This is a genomic window from Enterobacter sp. 296B2, assembly GCF_034106185.1.
Classification (GTDB): Bacteria; Pseudomonadota; Gammaproteobacteria; order Enterobacterales; family Enterobacteriaceae; genus Enterobacter; species Enterobacter cloacae_N.
In genome coordinates this window covers 1-22,229 of the sequence record NZ_JAWNCA010000033.1, presented here as the reverse complement: position 1 = coordinate 22,229, position 22,229 = coordinate 1, and the positions used below count along the sequence as shown (strand labels likewise).

The 22,229-nt window shown below is 53.9% G+C and carries 26 protein-coding genes and 3 tRNA genes; 19 read left to right on the top strand and 10 right to left on the bottom strand.

The features are described 5' to 3' along the window. The first annotated feature begins 40 nt into the window (after window positions 1-40). The 8 genes from fliB (at window position 41) to sdiA (ending at window position 7,061) form a co-directional block, all read left to right on the top strand. Window positions 41-1,246, top strand: a complete 1,206-nt coding sequence (gene fliB, locus URZ40_RS19725; protein WP_320721019.1) for a flagellin lysine-N-methylase — start codon at window positions 41-43, stop codon at window positions 1,244-1,246. A gap of 129 nt (window positions 1,247-1,375) precedes the next feature. Beyond that, the gene (locus URZ40_RS19720; protein ID WP_014170714.1) at window positions 1,376-2,095 is read left to right on the top strand and encodes an RNA polymerase sigma factor FliA; all 720 of its coding nucleotides are present in this window, start codon (window positions 1,376-1,378) and stop codon (window positions 2,093-2,095) included. Window positions 2,096-2,149: 54 nt separating this feature from the next. After that, entirely contained in the window at window positions 2,150-2,701 is a 552-nt protein-coding gene (fliZ, locus tag URZ40_RS19715; RefSeq protein ID WP_116338989.1) for a flagella biosynthesis regulatory protein FliZ, read from the top strand. 86 nt (window positions 2,702-2,787) lie between these two features. After that, window positions 2,788-3,588: a cystine ABC transporter substrate-binding protein gene (gene tcyJ / locus URZ40_RS19710; RefSeq protein ID WP_047652374.1), complete on the top strand. Its 801-nt coding sequence runs from the start codon at window positions 2,788-2,790 to the stop codon at window positions 3,586-3,588. Window positions 3,589-3,695: 107 nt separating this feature from the next. Then, window positions 3,696-4,682 (top strand): D-cysteine desulfhydrase, encoded by a 987-nt coding sequence (gene dcyD / locus URZ40_RS19705; RefSeq protein ID WP_320721018.1) that lies wholly within the window; start codon window positions 3,696-3,698, stop codon window positions 4,680-4,682. A 21-nt stretch (window positions 4,683-4,703) separates the two neighbouring features. Continuing rightward, the gene (tcyL, locus tag URZ40_RS19700; protein WP_163329837.1) at window positions 4,704-5,372 is read left to right on the top strand and encodes a cystine ABC transporter permease; all 669 of its coding nucleotides are present in this window, start codon (window positions 4,704-4,706) and stop codon (window positions 5,370-5,372) included. Further along, window positions 5,369-6,121: an L-cystine ABC transporter ATP-binding protein TcyN gene (tcyN, locus tag URZ40_RS19695; protein WP_041909387.1), complete on the top strand. Its 753-nt coding sequence runs from the start codon at window positions 5,369-5,371 to the stop codon at window positions 6,119-6,121. The genes tcyL and tcyN overlap by 4 nt, the downstream gene beginning before the upstream one ends. 217 nt (window positions 6,122-6,338) lie before the next feature. Next, complete coding sequence (sdiA, locus tag URZ40_RS19690) at window positions 6,339-7,061, top strand: transcriptional regulator SdiA (protein WP_320721017.1); 723 nt, start codon at window positions 6,339-6,341, stop codon at window positions 7,059-7,061. Window positions 7,062-7,127: 66 nt separating this feature from the next. Here the strand turns inward: sdiA and URZ40_RS19685 are convergent, their stop codons facing one another. Then, the gene (locus URZ40_RS19685; protein ID WP_014832453.1) at window positions 7,128-7,352 is read right to left on the bottom strand and encodes a DUF2594 family protein; all 225 of its coding nucleotides are present in this window, start codon (window positions 7,350-7,352) and stop codon (window positions 7,128-7,130) included. Between the two features lie 464 nt (window positions 7,353-7,816). On the opposite strand from URZ40_RS19685, the gene uvrY reads away from it, so the two are divergent. From uvrY to URZ40_RS19655, 6 genes are all read left to right on the top strand, one after another. Next, window positions 7,817-8,473 (top strand): UvrY/SirA/GacA family response regulator transcription factor, encoded by a 657-nt coding sequence (gene uvrY, locus URZ40_RS19680; protein ID WP_013096026.1) that lies wholly within the window; start codon window positions 7,817-7,819, stop codon window positions 8,471-8,473. Continuing rightward, window positions 8,470-10,302: an excinuclease ABC subunit UvrC gene (uvrC, locus tag URZ40_RS19675; RefSeq protein WP_320721016.1), complete on the top strand. Its 1,833-nt coding sequence runs from the start codon at window positions 8,470-8,472 to the stop codon at window positions 10,300-10,302. Before uvrY ends, uvrC begins: the two co-directional genes overlap by 4 nt. Before the next feature lie 56 nt (window positions 10,303-10,358). Continuing rightward, a complete protein-coding gene (pgsA, locus tag URZ40_RS19670) occupies window positions 10,359-10,907 on the top strand; it encodes a CDP-diacylglycerol--glycerol-3-phosphate 3-phosphatidyltransferase (RefSeq protein WP_316379480.1) in 549 nt (182 codons plus the stop codon). A 152-nt stretch (window positions 10,908-11,059) separates the two neighbouring features. After that, a tRNA-Gly gene (locus tag URZ40_RS19665) sits at window positions 11,060-11,135 on the top strand. A gap of 46 nt (window positions 11,136-11,181) precedes the next feature. Further along, window positions 11,182-11,255: transfer RNA gene (locus tag URZ40_RS19660), tRNA-Cys, on the top strand. 12 nt (window positions 11,256-11,267) lie between these two features. Beyond that, window positions 11,268-11,354, top strand: a tRNA-Leu gene (locus URZ40_RS19655). 82 nt (window positions 11,355-11,436) lie between these two features. Here URZ40_RS19655 and URZ40_RS19650 read toward each other — a convergent pair. The 5 genes from URZ40_RS19650 to URZ40_RS19630 all read right to left on the bottom strand — a co-directional run bounded on the left by URZ40_RS19650 (window position 11,437) and on the right by URZ40_RS19630 (window position 16,443). Next, complete coding sequence (locus URZ40_RS19650; protein ID WP_316379481.1) at window positions 11,437-12,153, bottom strand: ABC transporter ATP-binding protein; 717 nt, start codon at window positions 12,151-12,153, stop codon at window positions 11,437-11,439. Next, the gene (locus URZ40_RS19645) at window positions 12,150-13,025 is read right to left on the bottom strand and encodes an ATP-binding cassette domain-containing protein (protein WP_316379482.1); all 876 of its coding nucleotides are present in this window, start codon (window positions 13,023-13,025) and stop codon (window positions 12,150-12,152) included. Before URZ40_RS19645 ends, URZ40_RS19650 begins: the two co-directional genes overlap by 4 nt. After that, window positions 13,022-14,296: a high-affinity branched-chain amino acid ABC transporter permease LivM gene (gene livM / locus URZ40_RS19640; RefSeq protein ID WP_320721028.1), complete on the bottom strand. Its 1,275-nt coding sequence runs from the start codon at window positions 14,294-14,296 to the stop codon at window positions 13,022-13,024. The genes URZ40_RS19645 and livM overlap by 4 nt, the downstream gene beginning before the upstream one ends. Before the next feature lie 11 nt (window positions 14,297-14,307). Further along, on the bottom strand, window positions 14,308-15,222 hold the full coding sequence (locus URZ40_RS19635) for an ABC transporter permease subunit (protein WP_320721015.1): 915 nt from the start codon (window positions 15,220-15,222) through the stop codon (window positions 14,308-14,310). Window positions 15,223-15,321: 99 nt separating this feature from the next. Beyond that, window positions 15,322-16,443, bottom strand: coding sequence for a branched-chain amino acid ABC transporter substrate-binding protein (locus tag URZ40_RS19630; protein ID WP_116339017.1), 1,122 nt, complete (start codon window positions 16,441-16,443; stop codon window positions 15,322-15,324). Window positions 16,444-16,857: 414 nt separating this feature from the next. Here URZ40_RS19630 and URZ40_RS19625 point away from each other — a divergent pair, with 414 nt between their 5' ends. Then, complete coding sequence (locus tag URZ40_RS19625) at window positions 16,858-17,526, top strand: YecA family protein (protein WP_320721014.1); 669 nt, start codon at window positions 16,858-16,860, stop codon at window positions 17,524-17,526. A gap of 33 nt (window positions 17,527-17,559) precedes the next feature. On the opposite strand, the gene tyrP is transcribed toward URZ40_RS19625, so the two are convergent. Then, window positions 17,560-18,771, bottom strand: coding sequence for a tyrosine transporter TyrP (tyrP, locus tag URZ40_RS19620; protein ID WP_116339021.1), 1,212 nt, complete (start codon window positions 18,769-18,771; stop codon window positions 17,560-17,562). Between the two features lie 230 nt (window positions 18,772-19,001). Between tyrP and URZ40_RS19615 the strand changes: the two genes are divergently transcribed. Further along, entirely contained in the window at window positions 19,002-19,343 is a 342-nt protein-coding gene (locus tag URZ40_RS19615; protein ID WP_116339023.1) for a hypothetical protein, read from the top strand. 36 nt (window positions 19,344-19,379) lie between these two features. On the opposite strand, the gene ftnA is transcribed toward URZ40_RS19615, so the two are convergent. Continuing rightward, window positions 19,380-19,877, bottom strand: coding sequence for a non-heme ferritin (gene ftnA, locus URZ40_RS19610; RefSeq protein WP_028013664.1), 498 nt, complete (start codon window positions 19,875-19,877; stop codon window positions 19,380-19,382). A 203-nt stretch (window positions 19,878-20,080) separates the two neighbouring features. Beyond that, window positions 20,081-20,419 carry a YecR family lipoprotein gene (gene yecR / locus URZ40_RS19605; protein WP_116339025.1) on the bottom strand — a complete coding sequence of 113 codons (339 nt, stop codon included), beginning with the start codon at window positions 20,417-20,419 and terminating at the stop codon, window positions 20,081-20,083. A 257-nt stretch (window positions 20,420-20,676) separates the two neighbouring features. Here yecR and URZ40_RS19600 point away from each other — a divergent pair, with 257 nt between their 5' ends. The 3 genes from URZ40_RS19600 (at window position 20,677) to URZ40_RS19590 (ending at window position 21,877) form a co-directional block, all read left to right on the top strand. Next, a complete protein-coding gene (locus tag URZ40_RS19600; protein ID WP_116339027.1) occupies window positions 20,677-21,315 on the top strand; it encodes an RpiB/LacA/LacB family sugar-phosphate isomerase in 639 nt (212 codons plus the stop codon). Between the two features lie 118 nt (window positions 21,316-21,433). After that, window positions 21,434-21,517: a stress response protein AzuC gene (azuC, locus tag URZ40_RS19595; protein WP_014884364.1), complete on the top strand. Its 84-nt coding sequence runs from the start codon at window positions 21,434-21,436 to the stop codon at window positions 21,515-21,517. Window positions 21,518-21,625: 108 nt separating this feature from the next. After that, complete coding sequence (locus URZ40_RS19590) at window positions 21,626-21,877, top strand: DUF2766 family protein (RefSeq protein ID WP_008500405.1); 252 nt, start codon at window positions 21,626-21,628, stop codon at window positions 21,875-21,877. 41 nt (window positions 21,878-21,918) lie between these two features. Here URZ40_RS19590 and URZ40_RS19585 read toward each other — a convergent pair. Continuing rightward, the coding region (locus URZ40_RS19585) for an anaerobic C4-dicarboxylate transporter family protein (RefSeq protein WP_320721013.1) at window positions 21,919-22,229 on the bottom strand (311 nt) is incomplete at its 5' end.

Here is a 22,229-nt window from a genome sequence, read left to right as displayed (position 1 = left end):
CGGCGGGGTTTTTTTGTCTCTGAATTTTGAGGATCCGCCCGTGAAACAGATCGTTATTACCCAGCCTAAACTGGTCGCAGATTTTTCCTGTGTCGGTGGGGAATGTCGTGAACATTGTTGTCAGGGATGGACCATCGCGTTTGATAAATCCTCCGTTAACCGCTATCTGAACAGTAAAAATACCGCCATTCGTCACACGGCGAAAACGGCGATAAAAGTCACAAAAAAACAGTATGGCAACTGGGGCGAAGTGATTTTCCATACGGAAAGTAAAAATTGCCCGTTTATGGATACGGAAAAGCTCTGTTCTATTCATAGCGCCATGGGGGCTCAGGCGTTAAGCCCAACCTGTTCGACATTCCCACGGACAAACCGCGTCTATAAAACCGAAATTGAAAAATCGCTCAATCTCTCGTGTCCGGAAGTCACCCGACTGCTGTTGAACGATCGGGCGTCGATGTCGATGATGGAGTCCATCAGCGTTCAGCAGGACGTTAATAATGCGCCAGCTATGGATTTGAAGATTAAGGTCATCAATCTTTTCTGCCAGAACCTATTTAGCGTTGAGGCGGTGAGCGTTGAAGAACAAGTTTATGCCGTGGTGAAATTCCTCATGGTGGCTGAAAAGCTCGAAAACCTGGAAGAGAATATCGGCACGCTCGAAACGGTTTATTTTTCGCTGGTGAACGAGCTGGTGAGCGGTAAAATCAAGACGGAGTTAGGCGGGTTTAATCAGAACTACAGCCTGAAATTCGCGTTAATCTCGCTCATCCAAAGTTACTTTACGAAGAAAGCGACGGCCCGCGGTGGCGCCGTATTAAACCGTTATTTTGACCAGCTTTATCAACAGTTTGAATCTGTCGATGACACCGTTTCGGCAGAAAAGGTCATGGAAAACATCGAGTCCGTCTGGCGCGATGTGGCGGGCGGTTATCTGACGGAAAACGATCACCTGTTTAAGAACTTTTTTAAATACAAGCTCTGGGAGCAGGGCTTTCCGCAGAGCAACGGCCGCAGCATGTTGAATAATCTCTATTTAATCGTCGCGGAGTTCTATTTCCTCAAATCGCTGCTTGCCGGTCAGGCCATCGCGGCGGGGAAAATTGAACAAGACAATATTATTGACGTTATTTACAGCTTCCACTCCCTGAGCCAGCATAATCAGGAAGCAGGAAAGCTCTTTCATCAACATATAGATAGCGTCAAATTGGGCGACGATATCTCATTGCTGCAACTGTTAATTTAGCCAGAAAAGTTGCCCCTGATGCAGGCAACCTCAGAATAACCTCACTTTATCCCCCTTTTTCATCCAATTGAACGCCCTGCAGAATCGGATAATCATGCCGATAACTCAACTAACGCAGGGCTGTTTATCGTGAATTCACTCTATACCGCTGAAGGTGTAATGGATAAACACTCGCTGTGGCAGCGTTATGTCCCGCTGGTGCGTCACGAAGCATTGCGCCTCCAGGTGCGCTTGCCGGCGAGCGTGGAACTTGACGATCTGCTACAGGCGGGCGGTATCGGGTTATTGAATGCAGTTGACCGATACGACGCTCTGCAAGGAACGGCATTTACGACTTACGCAGTTCAGCGTATTCGTGGTGCGATGCTGGACGAGCTGCGCAGCCGCGACTGGGTGCCGCGCAGCGTTCGCCGCAACGCGCGCGAAGTGGCGCATGCGATGGGGCAGCTGGAACAGGAACTGGGACGCAACGCAACGGAAACCGAAGTGGCGGAACGTCTTGGCATTGCTGTTGAAGAGTATCGTCAGATGTTGCTCGATACCAATAATAGCCAACTCTTCTCCTATGACGAGTGGCGAGAAGAGCATGGCGATAGCATCGAGCTGGTGACGGACGAGCACCAGCAGGAAAACCCGTTACACCATTTAATGGAAGGGAATTTACGCCAGCGCGTAATGGAAGCGATTGAGGCTTTGCCTGAGCGCGAACAGCTGGTGTTGACCCTTTATTACCAGGAAGAGCTTAATCTCAAAGAGATTGGCGCGGTTCTGGAGGTGGGGGAGTCGCGGGTTAGCCAGCTGCACAGCCAGGCCATTAAACGCTTACGAACCAAGCTGGGTAAGTTATAGGTGATTCAATCACCCGAAAAATGCCGCACAACGTATTGACAACCAGGAGTTATCATGACGGTGCAGCAATCTAAAAGACGGCCTTTAAGCCGCTACCTGAAAGACTTTAAACACAGCCAGACGCATTGCGCCCACTGTAACAAATTACTCGATCGTATCACGCTGGTTCGCCGCGGCGAGATCGTGAATAAAATCGCAATCTCTCGCCTCGACACGTTAATGGATGAAGCCGCGTGGCTCGAAGAGCAAAAAGAGTGGGTGGCGCTTTGCCGTTTCTGTGGCGATCTTCACTGCAAAGAGCAAAGCGACTTCTTCGACATCATCGGCTTCAAGCAGTTTCTGTTCGAACAAACGGAGATGAGCCACGGCACCGTGCGCGAATATGTGGTTCGCCTGCGCCGCCTTGGTCAGCATCTGACCGTTAACAATATCTCTCGCGATCTGCTCAAGACCGGTTATCTGGATGAAAATCTGGAGCCGTGGCTGCCTGCAACCAGCACCAACAACTACCGTATTGCGCTGCGCAAGTATGCGCAATATAAGGTGCAAATGCCGGGTTCCTTGAAGCAGAAAGCGCTCGCCGGAACAACTTCTGATATATATTAAAAAAGAATAAGATGTAGCGCAGTCGCCTTTGACGTTGCAGGCGATTTCTCTACACTACGTAAAAATTCCACTATATCGGGGTATTTATGAAATTTGCACTTCTGGGTCGTCAGGCGCTGATGGGAGTTATGGCCGTCGCGCTGGTTGCGGGCATGAGCGTAAAAACGTTCGCCGCAGAAAACCTGCTGAATAAAGTAAAAGAGCGCGGCACGCTGCTGGTTGGGCTGGAAGGAACCTATCCTCCATTCAGTTTCCAGGGTGATGACGGCAAACTCACCGGTTTTGAAGTGGAATTTGCAGAAGAACTGGCGAAACATCTCGGCGTTAAGGCCTCGCTGAAACCGACCAAATGGGACGGTATGCTGGCTTCGCTGGACTCCAAACGCATTGACGTGGTGATTAACCAGGTGACCATTTCTGACGAGCGTAAGAAGAAGTATGACTTCTCCACGCCGTACACCGTGTCCGGTATTCAGGCGCTGGTGAAGAAAGGTAACGAAGGCTCCATCAAAACGGCTGCCGATCTGAAAGGTAAAAAAGTTGGCGTCGGTCTGGGAACCAACTACGAAGAGTGGCTGCGCCAGAACGTTCAGGGTGTGGATATCCGCACTTATGATGATGACCCGACGAAATATCAGGACCTGCGCGTAGGCCGCATCGACGCCATTCTGGTTGACCGTCTGGCCGCTTTGGATCTGGTGAAGAAAACCAACAATACCCTCGCGGTAGCGGGTGATGCGTTCTCTCGTCAGGAATCCGGCGTGGCCGTTCGTAAAGGCAATGAGGATCTGGTGAAAGCCATTGATTCCGCGATTGCTGACATGCAGAAAGACGGCAGCCTGAAGGCGCTGTCTGAGAAGTGGTTCGGGGCAGACGTCACCAAATAAGTCGGTGACGTGAAAAAAAGGCGCTTTTAAAAGCGCCTTTTTTATTTCTTACGCGTCTGCGTGCATAATGAAAAATATCACATTTTGTCTGAGTTACCGGAGATTCCATGTCACTACAGAATTTAACGCGCTTTCCCCGTCTGGAGTTTATCGGTGCGCCGACGCCGCTGGAGTACCTGCCGCGACTTTCTGATTATCTGGGACGCGATATTTTTATTAAGCGCGATGACGTGACGCCGATGGCGATGGGCGGCAATAAGCTGCGCAAGCTGGAGTTTCTGGCGGCTGACGCGCTGCGCGAAGGGGCGGACACGCTGATCACCGCCGGGGCCATTCAGTCTAACCACGTTCGTCAGACGGCGGCCGTGGCGGCAAAGCTCGGGCTTCACTGCGTGGCCCTGCTGGAAAACCCGATAGGTACGCGGGCGGAAAACTATCTGACCAACGGTAACCGTCTGCTGCTGGATCTGTTTAACGTGCAGGTGGAGATGGTGGATGCGTTGACCGGCCCGACCTCGCAGCTTGACGAACTTGCCACGCGTCTGGAAGCGCAGGGTTTCCGTCCCTACGTTATTCCCGTCGGTGGTTCGAATGCGCTGGGCGCGCTGGGGTATGTGGAAAGCGCGCTGGAAATTGCACAGCAGTGCGAGGGCGCCGTTAGCCTCTCGTCGGTGGTCGTCGCGTCCGGAAGCGCGGGCACGCATGCCGGGCTGGCGGTGGGGCTGGAACAGCTGCTGCCGGAGGTCGAGCTGATTGGCGTGACGGTGTCCCGCAGCGTCGCGGACCAGAAGCCAAAAGTAGTGACTCTGCAACAGGCGGTGGCAGAGCAGCTGGAGCTGAAGGCCAGGGCCGAGATCCGGCTTTGGGATGACTATTTTGCACCGGGTTACGGGACGCCTAACGAAGAGGGGATGGAAGCAGTTAAGCTGCTGGCGCGCCTTGAGGGTATACTGCTCGATCCGGTCTACACGGGCAAAGCGATGGCCGGGCTTATCGATGGCATTGCGCAGAAACGCTTTAAGGATGAAGGGCCGATTTTATTTGTGCACACCGGCGGGGCGCCCGCGCTGTTTGCTTATCATCCTCATGTCTAAAAATCAGGTCGAAAAATAATAATGCAAGAAAGTATTCAACTGGTTATTGATTCGCTGCCGTTCCTGCTGAAAGGTGCGGTATTTACGTTACAGCTCAGTATCGGCGGGATGTTCTTCGGGCTGGTGCTGGGTTTTATTCTGGCCTTAATGCGCATGTCGCCCATCCTGCCGGTACGCTGGCTGGCGCGCTTTTATATCTCCGTGTTTCGCGGTACGCCGCTCATCGCCCAGCTCTTTATGATCTACTACGGTTTACCGCAGTTCGGGATCGAGCTGGATCCGATCCCGGCGGCGATGATTGGGCTGTCGCTCAATACGGCGGCCTATACCTCCGAAACCCTCCGCGCGGCGATCTCGTCAATTGATAAAGGCCAGTGGGAAGCGGCGGCCAGTATTGGAATGACGCCGTGGCAGACGCTGCGTCGCGCGATTCTGCCGCAGGCTGCACGGGTAGCGCTTCCGCCGCTGAGCAACAGCTTCATCAGCCTGGTGAAAGACACCTCACTCGCAGCAACCATTCAGGTGCCGGAGCTGTTCCGTCAGGCGCAGCTCATTACCTCACGCACCCTTGAAGTTTTCACCATGTATCTGGCCGCCTCGCTGATCTACTGGGTGATGGCGACGGTGTTGTCCGCGCTGCAAAACTATTTTGAAAACCAGCTTAACCGCCAGGAGCGTGATCCAAAATGAGTGCTATCGACGTTAAAAACCTGGTGAAAAAATTCCACGGGCAAACGGTGCTCCACGGGATCGACCTGGAAGTTGAGCAGGGCGAAGTAGTGGCGATTATTGGCCCGAGCGGATCGGGTAAAACTACGCTGCTGCGCAGTATCAACCTGCTTGAACAGCCGGAAGGGGGCACCATTCGGGTTGGGGAGATAACGATTGATACCGGTAAATCCATCAGCCAGCAGAAAGGGTTGATTCGCCGCCTGCGTCAGCATGTTGGCTTTGTGTTCCAGAGCTTCAACCTTTTCCCGCACCGCACGGTGCTGGAGAATATTATTGAAGGACCGGTCATAGTAAAAGGTGAGCCAAAAGAAGAAGCGACGGCTCGCGCGCGCGAATTGCTCGCCAAAGTCGGGCTGGCAGGTAAAGAAACCAGCTATCCGCGCCGCCTGTCGGGGGGGCAACAGCAGCGCGTGGCGATAGCGCGGGCGCTGGCGATGCGGCCTGATGTGATCCTCTTTGATGAACCGACCTCCGCGCTCGATCCCGAGCTGGTGGGTGAGGTGCTGAACACCATCCGCCAGCTGGCGCAGGAAAAACGCACCATGGTCATCGTGACGCATGAGATGAGCTTTGCGCGCGATGTGGCGGACAGGGCCATCTTTATGGACCAGGGGCGAATTGTGGAGCAGGGACCGGCGAAAAGCTTATTTGCTAATCCTCAGCAGCCGCGAACCCGTCAGTTCCTGGAAAAATTCCTCATGCAGTAGCATTTCTGCACTGATTTGCTCCAGAAACTTTCTCTGGAGCAAATTATTCTCGCTCTACCCCTTAAACGATGTTCTTTTATTCCGCCCGGCCAGAATAGCCCTTATCTATAGCGCAGTTGCACTATTGCCGATATTTTGTAGTTAGAAATAAGTTTTATGTGTTAGTTTATATTCACCATAATAATGATTATCTTTTCAGAGGCTTCTTTTAGTAAGTATGAAGGATTCAGACTTTTTCACCTGGCGACGGGATTGCTCCCTCCGGTTTCAGGAATTGACCTGTGCCGCCGAGGTATATCAGGAGCTTCAGCGACAAACTCAGGCGCTGGAATTCGATTATTACGCACTCTGTGTGCGCCATCCCGTGCCGTTTACGCGACCTAAAATTTCTGTGTATGCCACTTATCCGCAGCAGTGGTTGGCGCAATATCAATCTGCGAACTATTTCACCATCGATCCGGTGCTTAAGCCGGAGAATTTCATTCAGGGGCATTTACCCTGGACGGACGCATTATTCGCGGATGCTCAGGAATTATGGAGCAGCGCGCAGGACTTCGGCTTACGTTCGGGAATAACGCAGTGTCTGATGCTGCCTAATCATGCGCTCGGCTTCCTCTCTGTTTCTCGTACTAGCGCGCAGGAAGGGCCATTTGCCGACGAGGAAATAGAGCTGCGGCTTCAGATGCTGGTGCAAATGGCATTAACCGCGCTGTTGCGTTTTGAAGATGAGATGGTTATGCCGCCTGAGATGAAATTCAGCAAACGCGAACGAGAAATTCTGAAATGGACTGCGGAAGGGAAGACGTCTGCGGAAATAGCGATCATTCTCTCTATTTCAGAGAATACGGTTAACTTCCATCAGAAGAATATGCAGAAAAAATTTAATGCGCCAAACAAGACGCAGATTGCCTGTTACGCGGCGGCTACGGGATTGATCTGATTAGAGAGTACGTTCTGCGTGACAGACGAGTGGACGGCTGAATGCACTGCATCCAGCCGTTTTTTGTTACTGGCGGTACGCTTGTTTGATTTGCTTAACGGTGTTAGCAAATACGGCCGATTCCGCCTGGTCTTCCATCTGCGCGATTTGTTTTTCCATTTTAATGATCACACGACCAGCGTCAGCCTGGCCCATCGCCTGCAGCATCAGTGTTAGCAGCGCTTTCAGGCAGTTTACTTCCTGTGCCAGTTCCTGGTTATTCTCCGCAGTGGCAAATTCAGGTGTGCTCATTTATTTTCCTCATTATTAAACGGCGCTAAAGCGCGACGACGAAAGTCAAGGCGGCGGAGTATACCACAAGCTGCAGCAAAAAATGCAGCGGTTGTTTTTCGTACTTTTACGTCGGTGTTTATTTGCGTAAACGCAGCCAGACGGTAAACTGATGCTCTGGTACGGTTTTTAATTGTTTGCGCCTGGTTTACTTGCAGTTAATTATTGTTACAAAAATTTGAGGACAGTTTTTCCGCGAGAAAAACATGCAAGCTTTTTGTAACTTTTTGAATACAGATGCTTAAAAAAAGCCGGAAAAGCTCTGATGGCAAGGCTCTCTTTCCATGGACTGTACAGGCTAATTTCCAAAAACGAGACCAAAATCGAATGGCCGATTTTTTATCGTTTTAATCTTGTGATGAAAACCGTTAATATAAGCCAAATTATCACTCAGTAGCGTTATCCCTATTCTGGAGATATTTCCTTTGATCAACGTCCTTCTTGTTGATGACCACGAACTGGTGCGCGCAGGGATACGACGCATTCTTGAAGATATTAAAGGTATTAAAGTTGCCGGTGAGGCGTGCTGTGGGGAAGATGCCGTAAAATGGTGCCGCACAAACTCGGCCGATGTGGTGCTGATGGATATGAACATGCCCGGTATCGGTGGTCTTGAGGCAACACGCAAAATCGCGCGTACCTTTGTTGATACGAAAGTCATCATGCTGACCGTGCATACTGAAAACCCACTGCCCGCGAAGGTGATGCAGGCGGGTGCAGCTGGTTACCTGAGCAAAGGTGCCGCTCCGCAGGAAGTCGTCAATGCTATCCGTTCTGTTTTTGCCGGGCAGCGTTACATTGCCTCTGACATTGCGCAGCAGATGGCGCTGAGCCAGATCGAACCCGAGAAAACGGAATCGCCGTTTGCCAGTTTGTCTGAGCGTGAATTGCAGATTATGCTGATGATCACCAAGGGTCAGAAAGTGAATGAGATCTCAGAACAGCTGAATCTCAGCCCGAAAACGGTCAACAGCTATCGTTATCGAATGTTCAGTAAACTGAACATCCATGGTGATGTTGAACTGACTCATCTGGCCATCCGGCACGGTTTATGTAACGCGGAGACGTTGTTAAGTCAGTGAGTGATGTATTCGATTCAAAAGCATTTCTGAAAACCGTAACCAGCCAGCCAGGCGTCTATCGGATGTATGACGCTGGCGGTACGGTTATCTATGTGGGGAAGGCCAAAGATCTTAAAAAACGTCTTTCCAGCTATTTCCGCAGCAACCTTGCCTCCCGTAAGACCGAAGCGCTGGTCTCACTTATTCAGAATATTGATGTCACCGTGACGCATACCGAGACGGAAGCGCTGCTGCTTGAGCACAACTATATTAAGCTCTACCAGCCGCGCTATAACGTGCTGCTGCGGGACGACAAGTCCTATCCGTTTATCTTTCTGAGTGGCGATACCCATCCGCGCCTCGCGATGCACCGCGGCGCAAAACATGCGAAGGGTGAATATTTCGGCCCCTTCCCGAATGGCTATGCCGTGAGGGAAACGCTGGCGCTGCTGCAAAAAATCTTCCCGATCCGCCAGTGTGAAAACAGCGTCTACCGCAACCGCTCGCGCCCGTGTCTGCAGTACCAGATTGGTCGCTGCCTTGGCCCCTGCGTTGCCGGGCTGGTCAGTGAAGACGAGTATGCGCAGCAGGTAGAATATGTACGCCTGTTCTTAGCCGGCAAAGACGATCAGGTCTTAACCCAGCTGATTGCGCGAATGGAAAAAGCCAGCGCCGCGCTTGAGTTTGAAGAGGCTGCACGGATCCGCGACCAAATCCAGGCGGTGCGCAGAGTCACTGAGAAACAGTTTGTCTCGAATACCGGTGACGATCTCGACGTTATCGGCGTGGCCTTCGATGCCGGCATGGCCTGCGTGCATGTGCTGTTCATTCGCCAGGGAAAAGTGCTCGGCAGCCGCAGCTATTTCCCGAAAGTGCCTGGCGGCACTGAGCTGGGAGAAGTGGTGGAAACGTTTGTCGGCCAGTTCTATCTGCAGGGCAGCCAGATGCGCACGTTGCCCTCCGAGATCTTGCTTGATTTTAATCTTGACGATAAAACCCTGCTGGCCGATTCGCTTTCCGAACTGGCGGGCCGTCGGGTCAATGTTCAAACCAAACCGCGCGGCGATCGTGCGCGCTATCTGAAGCTGGCGCGAACCAACGCGGCGACGGCGCTCAGCACGAAACTGTCCCAGCAATCCACGGTCAGCCAGCGTTTAACCGCGCTGGCGACGCTCCTGAAGTTGCCGGAAGTGAAGCGAATGGAATGTTTCGATATCAGCCATACGATGGGTGAGCAGACGGTGGCGTCCTGTGTGGTGTTTGACGCCAACGGCCCGCTGCGCGCCGAGTATCGCCGATATAACATCACCGGCATCACGCCGGGTGACGACTATGCGGCCATGAATCAGGTGCTCCGCCGTCGCTACGGTAAGGCCATTGAAGAAAGCAAGATCCCTGACGTCATTCTTATCGACGGCGGGAAAGGGCAGCTTGGTCAGGCGAAAGCGGTATTCGAGTCGCTTGACGTTGAGTGGGACAAAAACCATCCGCTTTTGTTAGGCGTGGCAAAAGGGGCCGATCGTAAGGCCGGTCTGGAGACGTTGTTCTTCGAACCGGAAGGCGAGGGCTTCAGCCTGCCACCGGACTCCCCGGCGCTGCACGTTATCCAGCATATTCGCGATGAGTCGCACGACCATGCCATCAGCGGGCACCGCAAAAAACGGGCGAAGGTCAAAAACACAAGCACGCTTGAGACCATTGAGGGCGTGGGGCCAAAACGCCGCCAGATGCTGCTGAAATATATGGGCGGATTGCAAGGATTACTCAACGCCAGCATGGAGGAAATTGCAAAAGTGCCGGGTATTTCGCAAGGGCTGGCAGAAAAGATCTACTACTCGTTGAAACATTGAGGGCTCTGTAGCAACATAGAGCTAAATTTTACTGACAACAAATAGTTACCGTCACTATGCAATATAATATCCCTACGTTGCTCACTCTCTTTCGTGTTGTACTCATTCCATTCTTTGTGCTGGCATTTTATCTGCCGGTTGTCTGGGCACCGTTTGCCTGCGCATTGATCTTCCTTATCGCAGCGGTAACTGACTGGTTTGATGGCTATCTGGCGCGCCGCTGGAATCAAAGCACCCGTTTCGGCGCGTTTCTCGATCCGGTAGCTGATAAAGTCATGGTCGCTATCGCGATGGTGCTGGTGGCTGAGCACTATCATACCTGGTGGGTGACGCTGCCCGCCGCAACCATGATCGGCCGTGAGATCATCATCTCTGCGCTGCGCGAGTGGATGGCTGAGCTGGGGAAACGCAGCAGCGTGGCGGTGTCCTGGATTGGTAAAGTGAAAACAACCGCGCAGATGGCCTCGCTGGTCTGGATGCTCTGGCGCCCGAACGCCTGGGTAGAGTGGGCGGGGATCGGTCTTCTGTGGATAGCGGCGGTGCTGACGCTGTGGTCAATGCTGCAATATTTGAACGCTGCGCGCGGGGATTTGCTTGAACAGTGATCGTTTCGCCGTAATTTTCAGCAAACGATCCGGGGAAGCAAAAAATAACGTTGACTCATAACGTCATATCAGTAGAATGCAACGCATCGAACGGCGGCACAGCAAGCCGGACGATAGTGAAATCAAGCAGTTAGCAGTAAGTTTGATGACATGCGGGAATAGCTCAGTTGGTAGAGCACGACCTTGCCAAGGTCGGGGTCGCGAGTTCGAGTCTCGTTTCCCGCTCCAGATTAAAGACATGCGCAGCAGCGGGTGTCAGTTTGAAAAGTTTTACGGCGCGTTAGCAAAGCGGTTATGTAGCGGATTGCAAATCCGTCTAGTCCGGTTCGACTCCGGAACGCGCCTCCACTTTCTTCCCGAGCCCGGATGGTGGAATCGGTAGACACAAGGGATTTAAAATCCCTCGGCGTTCGCGCTGTGTGGGTTCAAGTCCCACTCCGGGTACCATGGGAAACAAAGAATAATCAAAGCAATAAGCAGTGTCGTGAAACCACCGAAAGGTGGTTTTTTTGTGCCTGGAATCCGCCAGTTACACCCCGCCCAGATAAGCCTTCCTCACCTCCTGATTGCCCAGCAGCTCCTCGCCGCTGCCGCTCAGCCGGATCTGCCCGTTAACCATCACATACCCGCGATCGGAAAGCTTCAACGCGTGATGCGCATTCTGCTCCACCAGAAAGATGGTCATGCCGTTGCGGGCCAGCTCGCGCAGCGTCTGGAAGATCTGCTTCACCACGATCGGCGCTAAGCCCAGGCTCGGTTCATCCAGCAGCAGCAGCTTCGGACGGCTCATCAGCGCCCGGGCGATAGCCAGCATCTGCTGTTCCCCGCCGGACATGGTCATCGCACGTTGCTTGCGCCGCTCCTTGAGGCGAGGGAACAGCTCGAACATGGTTTGCATATCTTCAGCCGCATACCGGTTACCGATGGGGATGGTCCCCATCAGCAGATTCTCTTCAACGGTCATATCCGGGAAAACGTGCCGGCCTTCAGGCGCCTGCGCAATGCCGCCGGAGGCGACGTAGTGGGTGGATTTATGGCTGATATCTTCACCACTGAAAAGGATCTGCCCGTTGCGGATACGGGGCTGGCCAAAGATGGACATCAGCAATGTCGATTTCCCCGCGCCGTTTGCGCCAATCAGCGCCACGGTTTCACCTTTATGGACCTCCAGCGAAACTTGTTTCAACGCCTGAATCACGCCGTAGAACACGTCCACCTCGCGAAATGCCAGCAGCGGTTCGCTCATAGCTTCACCTCGCTTTCATCCGTGCCCAGGTAGGCGGCAATGACCTTTTCATCATGCTGGATCTGCTCGGGTTTTCCTCTGGCAATCACATCGCCGTGGTCGAGCACGATAATGTCGTCCGAAATCTCCATCACCATCCCCATATCATGCTCAATCAGTAATACCGTGATGTCATGCCGATCCCGCAGAAAGCGAATAATGCTGCTGAGCTTATGCGTTTCGACCGGGTTAAGCCCGGCGGCGGGTTCATCCAGGCAGATCATCTCGGGCCCGGTACACATTGCCCGCGCGATCTCCAGACGCCGCTGCTGGCCGTACGACATCTCTCCCGCCAGGCGATTGGCGAACTCCACCAGGTCCACCACTTCCAGCCAGTAGAAGGCCCTGTCCAGGGCGTCGCTCTCCGCCTGCCGGTATGCCGGCGTGTTTAAAATCCCGGCGAGAAGATTACGGTTGACGCGCATATGCTGCGCGACCAGCAGGTTTTCTACGACCGACATCTCGCGAAAAAGACGAATGTTCTGGAAGGTGCGCGCCAGCCCGGCGCGGTTCACCAGGTGCGTTCCGCCAAACATTTTGTAGAACAGGCGCTGCCCGAGTTGCGCCGGGTTAATCCAGTCGCCCGGCTGGAATTTTTGTCCGAGGACCTGAATAACGTTGGTCGTGTTTGTGCGGGTATTAAATAAAATGCTGCCGCCGGAGGCCTTATAGAAGCCCGTCAGGCAGTTAAACACGGTTGTTTTTCCCGCCCCGTTTGGCCCGATGAGGGCGGTAATGGAGCCGCGCTGCACGTCCAGGTTGACGTCGTTTAGCGCCTTAATCCCGCCGAAGTGCATCATCAGATGTTCAACGCGCAATATCGTTTCGTTCATGGCGCCACGCCCTTACGCACGGCAAACCCGCTGCGGTTAATGCGGATCAAACCGCGCGGACGCCAGATCATCATCACCACCATCAGCATGCCAAACAGCAGGACGCGGTACTCGGCAAAACTGCGCAGCAGCTCCGGCGTGACCGTAAGCACAAAGGCAGCCAGCACCACGCCCAGCGTCGAGCCCATACCCCCCAGCACGACGATGGCGAGGATCAGGGCCGATTCAAAGAACGTGAATGAGGTCGGGTTCACGAACCCCTGGTAGGTCGCGAAGAATACCCCGGCAATCCCCGCGGTCGACGCGCCCAGCGTAAAGGCTGAGAGCTTAACCAGCACATGATTTAACCCCATTGAGCGACAGGCAATTTCGTCTTCCCGCAGGGCTTCCCACGCGCGGCCAATCGGCATTCGTGTCAGGCGGTGCTTGATGTAGAGCACCAGCATTACCACCAGAAACAGCACCGTATAGATAAAGATGAACTTCATGTTCGGGTTGTAGGTCAGGTGGAAAAATTCGTGGAAGGGCACGCCACCTTCTTTCGCGCGTCGTCCAAACTCCAGACCGAAAAAGGTGGGAGGAGGGGCCGAGACGCCATTGGGGCCGCCGGTGAAGGTCAGCCAGTTGTTCAGTACCAGGCGAATGATCTCCCCGAATCCGAGGGTGACGATGGCCAGATAGTCACCGTGCATGCGCAGCACAGGGAAACCGAGCAGGGCGCCTGCGGCGGCGGCCATGATCGCCGCCAGCGGCAGCATGCTCCAGAAGCCTAAGCCGAGATACTGGTATCCCAGCGCCAGACCGTACGCCCCGATCGCGTAGAACGCAACGTACCCCAGGTCCAGCAGGCCGGCCAGCCCCACGACGATGTTCAGCCCCAGGCCAAGAAGCACGTAGATCAGCCCGAGAATAGCGACGGTCAGCACATATTTAGTGGCGACAAACGGAAAGCAAACCGCAAAAGCAATCACCAGAGGAATAATCCAGCGCATGCGGCTTTTGTATTCCGGAGGCCGGACATACACGCCCGCGCTATCGGCCTCAAAGCGAGCCTGAAAGCGGGCTCCCGCGGCGGTACCTAAAAAGGCGCTCAACAGAAAACGCCCCAGCATCACAATGCCAACTATCCAGGCCAGCCGCTGTCCGGCGAAGTTAAAGCTGTACCCGTCCAGCACCACGCCCGCAATGGGGCCGAAGATAATCAGCGCAATCAGCCCGGAAAAAATCGCGTCGAGAATGCAGCGTTTAAGAGAAAAACCGTGCGATGTCATCATTCTCTCCCTCACACTTTGGCCACAATCGGGCGCCCAAGCAGTCCCTGGGGACGGAAAATCAGGATCATGACCAGCAGGCCAAACGAGAAGACATCTTTATAGTCCGAGTTCACCATGCCGGAGAACTGGGCTTCCGCGACGCCGAGGATAAGGCCACCCAGCATGGCGCCGGGGAGGGATCCGATGCCGCCGAGCACTGCCGCAGTAAAGGCCTTAATGCCAATCACAAACCCGACGTAGAAATCAAAGGTGCCGTAATTCATGGTGATGAGCACGCCCGCCAGGCCTGCCATCGCCGCGCCGATAACAAAAACCAGCGAAATAATCCGGTCGGTGTTAATGCCCAGAATGGAGGCCATCTTCCGATCCTGCTGTACCGCGCGGCACATCCGCCCCAGCCGGGTGTGGTTGATTATCCAGGTAAGGATCAGCATGCCGGCAAACGAGGCGACCAGAATAAACACTTTGGTGTAGGTTATCTGCACGAACCCGTCGCCAAAATGCAGGCGAATCACGCCGTCGAGCATGGTCGGCACCCCTTGCTGGCGCGGGCCCTGGCTCAGTTGGGCATAGTTTTGCAGGATAAGCGACATCCCGATGGCGGAGATAAGCGGCGCCAGTCGCGTGGAGTTGCGCAGCGGCTTGTAGGCGATACGCTCGATAGTCCAGCCGTACACGCCGGTTACCGCGATGGTGAACACCATCGTACCCAGAATAAGCAGGGGGAATGACTCAAGCCCGAAGAAAGAGAGCAGCGCCAGGCCAATGGCGCAGAGATAGGCGGAAATCATATACACTTCGCCGTGGGCGAAATTGATCATGCCGATAATGCCGTACACCATGGTGTAGCCGATGGCGATCAGGCCGTAGACGGAGCCCAGCGTTAAGCCATTGATTAACTGTTGCAGGAAGAATGTACTCATTTTAGCGCGCTCGTTTTATAGGCTGCGCGAGACGCACAGCCTGATGTTTATTACGCGCCGACGGGCAGGCCCGCCGACGTTGAGCGTGACTCCGTCCCGTTACTCGACTTCCTTATATTTTCCCTTGTCGTCCCACTGGTAAACCACGTAGTCAGACACTTTCAGATCGCCTTTGTTGTCCCAGGCTTTTTTGCCCATCACCGTGTCGACGGAATTGGCCTTTAGCCACTCGCTGGCTTTGGCAGAGTCCTTGCCGCCGGTGGCCTTGAAGGCCGCGGCAATGGCCTGCACGGAAGCATAGGAGTAGAGGGTGTAACCTTCCGGCTCGAATTTACCGGCGCGGAATTTCTCGATAACTGCTTTACCGTCCGGGATCAGGCGCGGATCTTTACCGAAGGTCATATAAATGCCGTTGGTGTATTGCGGGCCGCCCGCCGCAGTCACCATCTCTTCGTTGACAATGCAGTCGCCGGAGAAGAATTTCGCCTGCACGCCCTGTTCACGCATCTGGCGAACCAGCGGGCCGGCTTCCGGGTGACAGCCGCCGAAGAACACCACGTCCGGTTTTTGGGCACCGATCTTCGTCACCAGCGCGTTAAAATCTTTTTCACCGCGGGATAACCCCTCATACATCACATCCTTGACCCCGCGTTTCGCCAGCGCCGCTTTGGTAGCGTCTGCCAGCCCCTGTCCATAGGTGTCTTTATCGTGAATGATGACCACGCGTTTGGCTTTCAGCTTGTCGATGATGAAGTCGCTGGCCACCTGGCCCTGCTGGTCGTCGCGGCCGCACATGCGGAACATGTCGCTCATGCCGCGCTCGGTGATCAGCGGATTGGTCGAGCCGGGGGTAATCGCGATGATGCCGGCGTCGCTATACACCTCGGAAGCGGGCATGGTGGAGGAGGAGCAGAAATGGCCGACCACGGCATTGACCTTATCCTGGTCGACTAAGCGGTTGGCGACGGCCACGGCCTGCTTAGGCTCGCAGGCATCATCCCCCTGAACCAGTTTGATCTTCTCACCGTTAATCCCGCCTGCAGCATTAATGTCTTCTGCAGCCTGCGTAGCGCCGTGCCAGTACTGATCGCCATAGGTGGCATTCGGTCCGGTGAACGGCCCGGCCACGCCAATCACGATATCTGCCCGGGCGGAAAACGCCGTCACCAGGCAACCGGCCAACACAAGAGAAAGGGGAGTTCTGATAAATTTCAGCGACATTATTATGTTCCTTAGCAAAGAGGTTTTTGCACCACGGCGTAAGCCTGAACGCCCAGGGCGCAGCCAATCCAAAAACACGAGCAAGAACAAAATGCACTAAACGAACGGCATCCTGCGTGATACGGCGAGGTTTCCATGCGCAGCGTCGCGCGAAGAACAGCAAGCAAAAACGTTGCCAGAATGGTTAACCCCTTGACGGGGATATGACATCTTTGAGTATAGAGTGCCGCGTTATCCCGCCCTGGGGCAGCAGAAGAAATTACAGCGGAGATCACACATCGTTAACAATAAAGCCCATAAGTTGTGCAACGGTCACGATTTGCACGCTTTTGCAGCAATAAAGACCTAAACTTCAGCCAGGGCAGGCGTGCGATCTGTGGTAGGATCCTTTCCTTTTTATCAGGAGTGTCCGCGATGACGGAAGGTCCATTAAATGAAAGCGAAATGGCGTGGCTGGAAGAGACGTTAATGTCTTACGGTCATGACGATGCGTCCGTGATTGACGTGTCCGAGCTGGACGGCATGCTTACCGCAGTGCTTTCCGGCCCTGTTGTCGTTGAGCCAGATGCCTGGCTGGTGGCGGTGTGGGGCGGGGAGAAATACATTCCGCGCTGGAAAAACGATCGTGAGATGAACCGTTTTATCGATCTCTGCTTTAAGCATATGAACGACATTGCCGAGCGCCTGAGCGAGTACCCGGATCAGTTTGAGCCGATGTTCGGCTATAACAACGTTGACGGGGAGAGTTACACCGTGGTCGAAGAGTGGTGCTATGGCTACATGCGCGGCGTGGCGCTGACGGACTGGTCAGCCTTGCCGGAATCCCTGAAGGCCGACCTCGAGGTGATTGCCCTGCACGGAACGGAAGAGAACAGCGAGAAGCTGGATGAACTGTCCGAAGAGGAGTATATCGCCAGCATCGAGCGCATCCAGCCTGCGGCCCTGCGCTTATACAACTACTGGGTGGAGAATCCGCAGCAGCCGGAAGCGAAGAAGCCTGTCGTGAACGGCACGAAGGTGGGGCGTAACGATCCATGTCCTTGCGGCAGCGGGAAGAAGTTTAAGAGCTGCTGCCTGCACTGATAAAAAAGGGGCTGATGATAGCCCCTTTTATATTTAACCCACTTCCGGCAGCATCCCCGCTGCAATCAACACCTGCACCAGAATAATCATCACCCCGCAGCTAAACACAACGCACAACAGCGGTTTCCCGCCTGCCACGCGGTATCCTTGTTGAGGATGCTGCTGACGGCTTTTCCACGCCAGCAGGGAAGGGAGCAGCAGGGCCAGGACAGAGAGCGCCACTCCCGCGTAGCCCAGCGCCATCACAAACCCGCGCGGGTAAAACAGCGCAAAGGCCAGCGGCGGCAGGAAGGTAATGGCGCCGGTCTGCAACCGCCCGACGGCGGTATTGCGGCGCTGGAACAGGTCGGCAAGGTAATCAAACAGGCCGAGCGCCACGCCCAGGAAGGAGGTTGCCAGCGCCAGGTCGGCAAACAGGTGCACCGCCAGCTCCACGTGCGGCGAGGTGACCACCTCGCGCAGGGACAGCAGAAAACCGTTCAGGCCAGCGTGCTGCGCCATCAGCCCGACGAAGGTTGAAGAGTCAATGCTGCCCAGCGTCACCAGCTGCCAGAAAATGTAGGCGATCAGCGGAATGGCGCTGCCGATGACAAAGACGCGGCGCAGTTTGCGAATATCACCGTTCATATAGCTGACGATGCTTGGCACGCTGCCGTGGAAGCCAAACGAGGTGAAAATAACCGGGATAGCGGAAAGCGCCAGACCTTTTTCCAGCGGCAGCGTCAGGAGGTTCACCTTGTGCACGTGCGGCGCCAGCAGCACCAGCATGACAACCAGAAACAGAATTTTAGCGCTGAAGAGAAAGCGGTTAAACAGATCGACCAGCGAGGTTCCCACGCAGACCACGCCGCCGCCGATGAGCGCAAAGAAGATGGCTCCCGTGGCAGGGGTAATGTCTGAGCCAAACCAGTCATTGACGCTGGAGGCGATGAGCTCTCCGGCACCGCTAATATAGGCGGCGGTCAGGGCATACATCAGGAACATCATGCTAAAGCCGGTGATCCACTGGCCGTAGCGTCCCAGGTAGCGCGCCGCAAGCGAACCCAGTCCGGTATCGGCGGGGACATGCTGGTATACCTCAAGCAGCAGCAGTGCGGTGTAGCACATTAATGCCCAGAGCGTGCCAAGCAGCAGCAGGGTCATTCCAAATCCCACGCCTGCTGCGGCCAGGGGCATTGCCAGCATTCCTGCGCCAATCGTCGTTCCGGCGACGATAAAAATACTTCCCAGGGTTCTGTTTTTCACGCTTTCCTCTACAACGATGGTGAATCGCGACAAATTCTGCGGCGCAGAGTAAGGGAAAAGCGGTAATTCGTCAAATCACCGTTACAAGTCGTGTAATGATTATTTTACACCCGGCTAACCCTCCGATCCTTTATGGGGTGATGCCTACTTCATAAGGGCAATATTACGGCGCGAAATTCAGGCGTAACGTAAACACCTTGTACAAATAATAAAATAAAGTGAGGGTTTTTATGGCGGGGGAGAATCCATTTACCGCGGCATGGAGCCGGGGAGGCAATCTGTTATGCCACGGTCACTGGATTATCAGCTGGCAGAATCAGCCCCTGACGCTGCCGGAGTCCCGACGCGAAAAAGACATGGGCACGTGGGCAATTTATTCGATTATCGATCCCGAGGATGAGGCGTTCGCCCAGGGACTACAGGAAGATGAGTGGATTATTGAGAACGTCGACTGGCTAACCGACCTGTTTTTCGAGGCGGGTATTCCGCTGGAGACGGCGAATTACCGCAATTTTTACCAGGCCGTGAATCCTCACGACTGGCGCTGCACCAGCTGCGCGGGGTGTATGTAAATTAACGCGGCGCCGGAAACCGGCACCGCGCTGATATTAATTCTGCGTATCGAGAGTCGAAAGTTCTTTATCAATAAAGTAAAGTCCTTCGCCAGATTTACCCACCAGCGATAATTTATCCAGCACCGATTTAAACAGCTTCTCTTCTTCGTGCTGTTCAGCGACGTACCACTGCAGGAAATTAAAGGTTGGATAATCCTGGCCGATCATTGCCGCATGAACCAGTTCGTTAATTTTCTGAGTGATCAGCTGTTCGTGCTCATAGGTGGCGCGGAACAGTTCGTCGAGAGAATTGTACTCGGCAAAAGGCGATGCCACGTTCTCGATGCGCGGCAGGCTACCCGTATCGGTCAGATAATCGAACAGGCGCTGCATGTGGGTCATCTCTTCCTGAGCGTGACGACGTAGAAACGCTGCCGCACCTTCGAAGCTGTGATAGCTGCACCAGGCGCTCATCTGCTGGTAGAGAAGGGATGAATAGAGCTCAAGGTTCATTTGCGCATTGAGCTTGTCGATCATTTCAGTTTTCAGCATGGTGGCGCTCCGGATTATTATTACGGGTTCATAATGAGCGACACTATAATTTGTTATTTAATTATTTGCAAAAAGTAAAATTAAATATTTATTAGTTCAAAATACGAATGGGAATAAAACGCATTGGCGATATTTATATTTATTAATGCGAATTATTTTTGTTCTTAGTTAAATAAAGCGCCAGCACGCGCTGGCAGCTTTGATTAATACCAGGGGTTATTTGACTTAGGGTTAACGGCATACCCCATGCATTTATACTGAATGGTCACGCTCTCGTTCAGGCACAAAGAGCCGCTTGTCAGGGTACAGGTTTTGACGGGCTGCCCGTAGGCAGAGGCGGTGGCATACCCCATGTTCTGGCAGGCTTTTACCGCGGTACCGTTATTAACATATTCGTCTGACCAGGCGTTTTGCAGCACTGCCTGGCCGTAGTCGAGGCGGACAATGCCGTTCGGGGCATCGAGGCTGCTGATTTCCGCCTGACGGTTAACGCTGCACCCTGCGAGCAGCAGGATAGCGCCGGCTACGATGACTCTTTTCATGGTTCGCTCTGAGTGGATGGAAATACGTTATCGTACCCGCAGATGCCCGCCGCAATCCCCCGAATAGCCGGACAATCTCTCTTCTCTCTTTGCAACGGACGACGTGAGGCGCTTTTGTCACAGATCTGTGAGCGCGCATTTGTTTTTTTAAAACCACATTTCATTTACTTTGAAAGTGCGTTTGTTTGATAGTAGGGTAAATTATGAAAAGGTATCCATAGCGGGTTCGCCCGCAGCGCATCCCGGAGAGAGAGATAATGAAAATTGCACTGATGATGGAAAACAGCCAGGCGGCCAAAAACGCGGTGATACTGAAAGAGCTGAAAACGGTAGCTGATGAAAAAGGGTTTCCGGTATATAACGTCGGTATGAGCGACGAAAACGATCATCACCTGACCTACATCCACCTGGGCATTATGGCGAGTATTTTGCTGAATGCGAAAGCGGTAGATTTCGTGGTCACCGGATGCGGCACCGGGCAGGGGGCGCTGATGTCGTTAAACATCCACCCTGGCGTGATTTGCGGCTACTGCATCGATCCCGCAGACGCTTTCCTCTTTGCGCAAATCAACAACGGCAATGCGCTTTCGCTGCCGTTTGCCAAAGGTTTTGGCTGGGGGGCGGAGCTGAACGTTCGCTTTATCTTTGAAAAAGCATTCACCGGCCGCAAAGGGGAGGGTTATCCGCCAGAGCGTAAAGAGCCGCAGGTGCGTAACGCCGGTATTCTGAACCAGGTGAAAGCGGCCGTAGTGAAAGATAACTATCTGGACTCGCTGCGCGCCATCGATCCTGAGCTGGTAAAGACCGCTGTTTCCGGCCCGCGTTTCCAGCAGTGCTTCTTCGAAAATTGCCAGGATAAGGCGATCGAAGATTTTGTTCGCGGTATCGTGGGTTAACGATCTTTTTGAGAGTTGAATTGTGATGTACATCACAAAAATGTTGATTTTTGTGACCGTGGTCATATTATAGGCACATTGACGACAGCGTTGTATAACACGTTAATGGAGCATCACAATGAAACTGCGCAAAATCCTGAAAAGTATGTGGGCCAACTACTGCCGCACCTTTAAAGACGTGCCGCCAGGCGCCATGTTCTGACAGAAAAACCTGCTTCGGCGGGTTTTTTTATGTCTTGCGGCGATGAAGGGAAGATGTCAGGGGCCACGTTTTGATACTATGGCGGCCTTTGAATAAGGAGAAAGCCCCATGTCACAAAACCTGAGCGCCGATCAGGAACTGGTATCTGACGTTGTCGCCTGTCAGCTGGTTATCAAGCAAATTCTTGATGTTCTGGACGTTATTGCGCCGGTTGAAGTGCGCGAGAAGATGTCCACGCAGCTAAAAAATATCGATTTTGCCAGCCATCCTGCCGCTGCCGATCCGGTTACGCTTCGCGCGATCCAGAAAGCCATCGCGCTCATAGAGCTGCGCTTCACGCCGCAGGGCGAGTCTCATTAAACCTGCGCACGGGCGACCGCGCGTGTCGCCCGTTGATGCGGTTAAAAGAAGGTTTGCACCAGCAGGTAGCTCGCCGCGCAGGCGCAGCTTACACCAATTAACCCTGGCAGAATAAAGCTATGGTTAATAATGAACTTGCCGATGCGGGTCGTCCCCGAGCGGTCAAAGCCGATGCAGGCTAAATCGCTGGGGTAGGTCGGCAGGACAAAATAGCCGTATGACGCCGGAAAGAAGGCGATCAGCATTTTCGGATCGATGCCCAGCATCAACCCCATCGGCGCCACGGCCGTCAGGGCCGCGGCCTGGCTGTTCACCAGCTTCGACACCAGGAAAAGCACGATGGCATACGTCC

Bases quoted from the DNA above. Each gene is read 5' to 3' on its own strand.
- URZ40_RS19590 (WP_008500405.1), top strand. From the start codon at position 21,626: ATGTCACAAAACCTGAGCGCCGATCAGGAACTGGTATCTGACGTTGTC.
- URZ40_RS19650 (WP_316379481.1), bottom strand. From the start codon at position 12,153: ATGAGCGAACCGCTGCTGGCATTTCGCGAGGTGGACGTGTTCTACGGC.
- azuC (WP_014884364.1), top strand. From the start codon at position 21,434: ATGAAACTGCGCAAAATCCTGAAAAGTATGTGGGCCAACTACTGCCGC.
- tcyJ (WP_047652374.1), top strand. From the start codon at position 2,788: ATGAAATTTGCACTTCTGGGTCGTCAGGCGCTGATGGGAGTTATGGCC.
- URZ40_RS19645 (WP_316379482.1), bottom strand. From the start codon at position 13,025: ATGAACGAAACGATATTGCGCGTTGAACATCTGATGATGCACTTCGGC.
- URZ40_RS19635 (WP_320721015.1), bottom strand. From the start codon at position 15,222: ATGAGTACATTCTTCCTGCAACAGTTAATCAATGGCTTAACGCTGGGC.
- pgsA (WP_316379480.1), top strand. From the start codon at position 10,359: ATGCAATATAATATCCCTACGTTGCTCACTCTCTTTCGTGTTGTACTC.
- tcyN (WP_041909387.1), top strand. From the start codon at position 5,369: ATGAGTGCTATCGACGTTAAAAACCTGGTGAAAAAATTCCACGGGCAA.
- URZ40_RS19615 (WP_116339023.1), top strand. From the start codon at position 19,002: ATGGCGGGGGAGAATCCATTTACCGCGGCATGGAGCCGGGGAGGCAAT.
- URZ40_RS19600 (WP_116339027.1), top strand. From the start codon at position 20,677: ATGAAAATTGCACTGATGATGGAAAACAGCCAGGCGGCCAAAAACGCG.
- URZ40_RS19625 (WP_320721014.1), top strand. From the start codon at position 16,858: ATGACGGAAGGTCCATTAAATGAAAGCGAAATGGCGTGGCTGGAAGAG.
- URZ40_RS19630 (WP_116339017.1), bottom strand. From the start codon at position 16,443: ATGTCGCTGAAATTTATCAGAACTCCCCTTTCTCTTGTGTTGGCCGGT.
- tcyL (WP_163329837.1), top strand. From the start codon at position 4,704: ATGCAAGAAAGTATTCAACTGGTTATTGATTCGCTGCCGTTCCTGCTG.
- ftnA (WP_028013664.1), bottom strand. From the start codon at position 19,877: ATGCTGAAAACTGAAATGATCGACAAGCTCAATGCGCAAATGAACCTT.
- yecR (WP_116339025.1), bottom strand. From the start codon at position 20,419: ATGAAAAGAGTCATCGTAGCCGGCGCTATCCTGCTGCTCGCAGGGTGC.
- dcyD (WP_320721018.1), top strand. From the start codon at position 3,696: ATGTCACTACAGAATTTAACGCGCTTTCCCCGTCTGGAGTTTATCGGT.
- URZ40_RS19685 (WP_014832453.1), bottom strand. From the start codon at position 7,352: ATGAGCACACCTGAATTTGCCACTGCGGAGAATAACCAGGAACTGGCA.
- livM (WP_320721028.1), bottom strand. From the start codon at position 14,296: ATGACATCGCACGGTTTTTCTCTTAAACGCTGCATTCTCGACGCGATT.
- sdiA (WP_320721017.1), top strand. From the start codon at position 6,339: ATGAAGGATTCAGACTTTTTCACCTGGCGACGGGATTGCTCCCTCCGG.
- fliZ (WP_116338989.1), top strand. From the start codon at position 2,150: ATGACGGTGCAGCAATCTAAAAGACGGCCTTTAAGCCGCTACCTGAAA.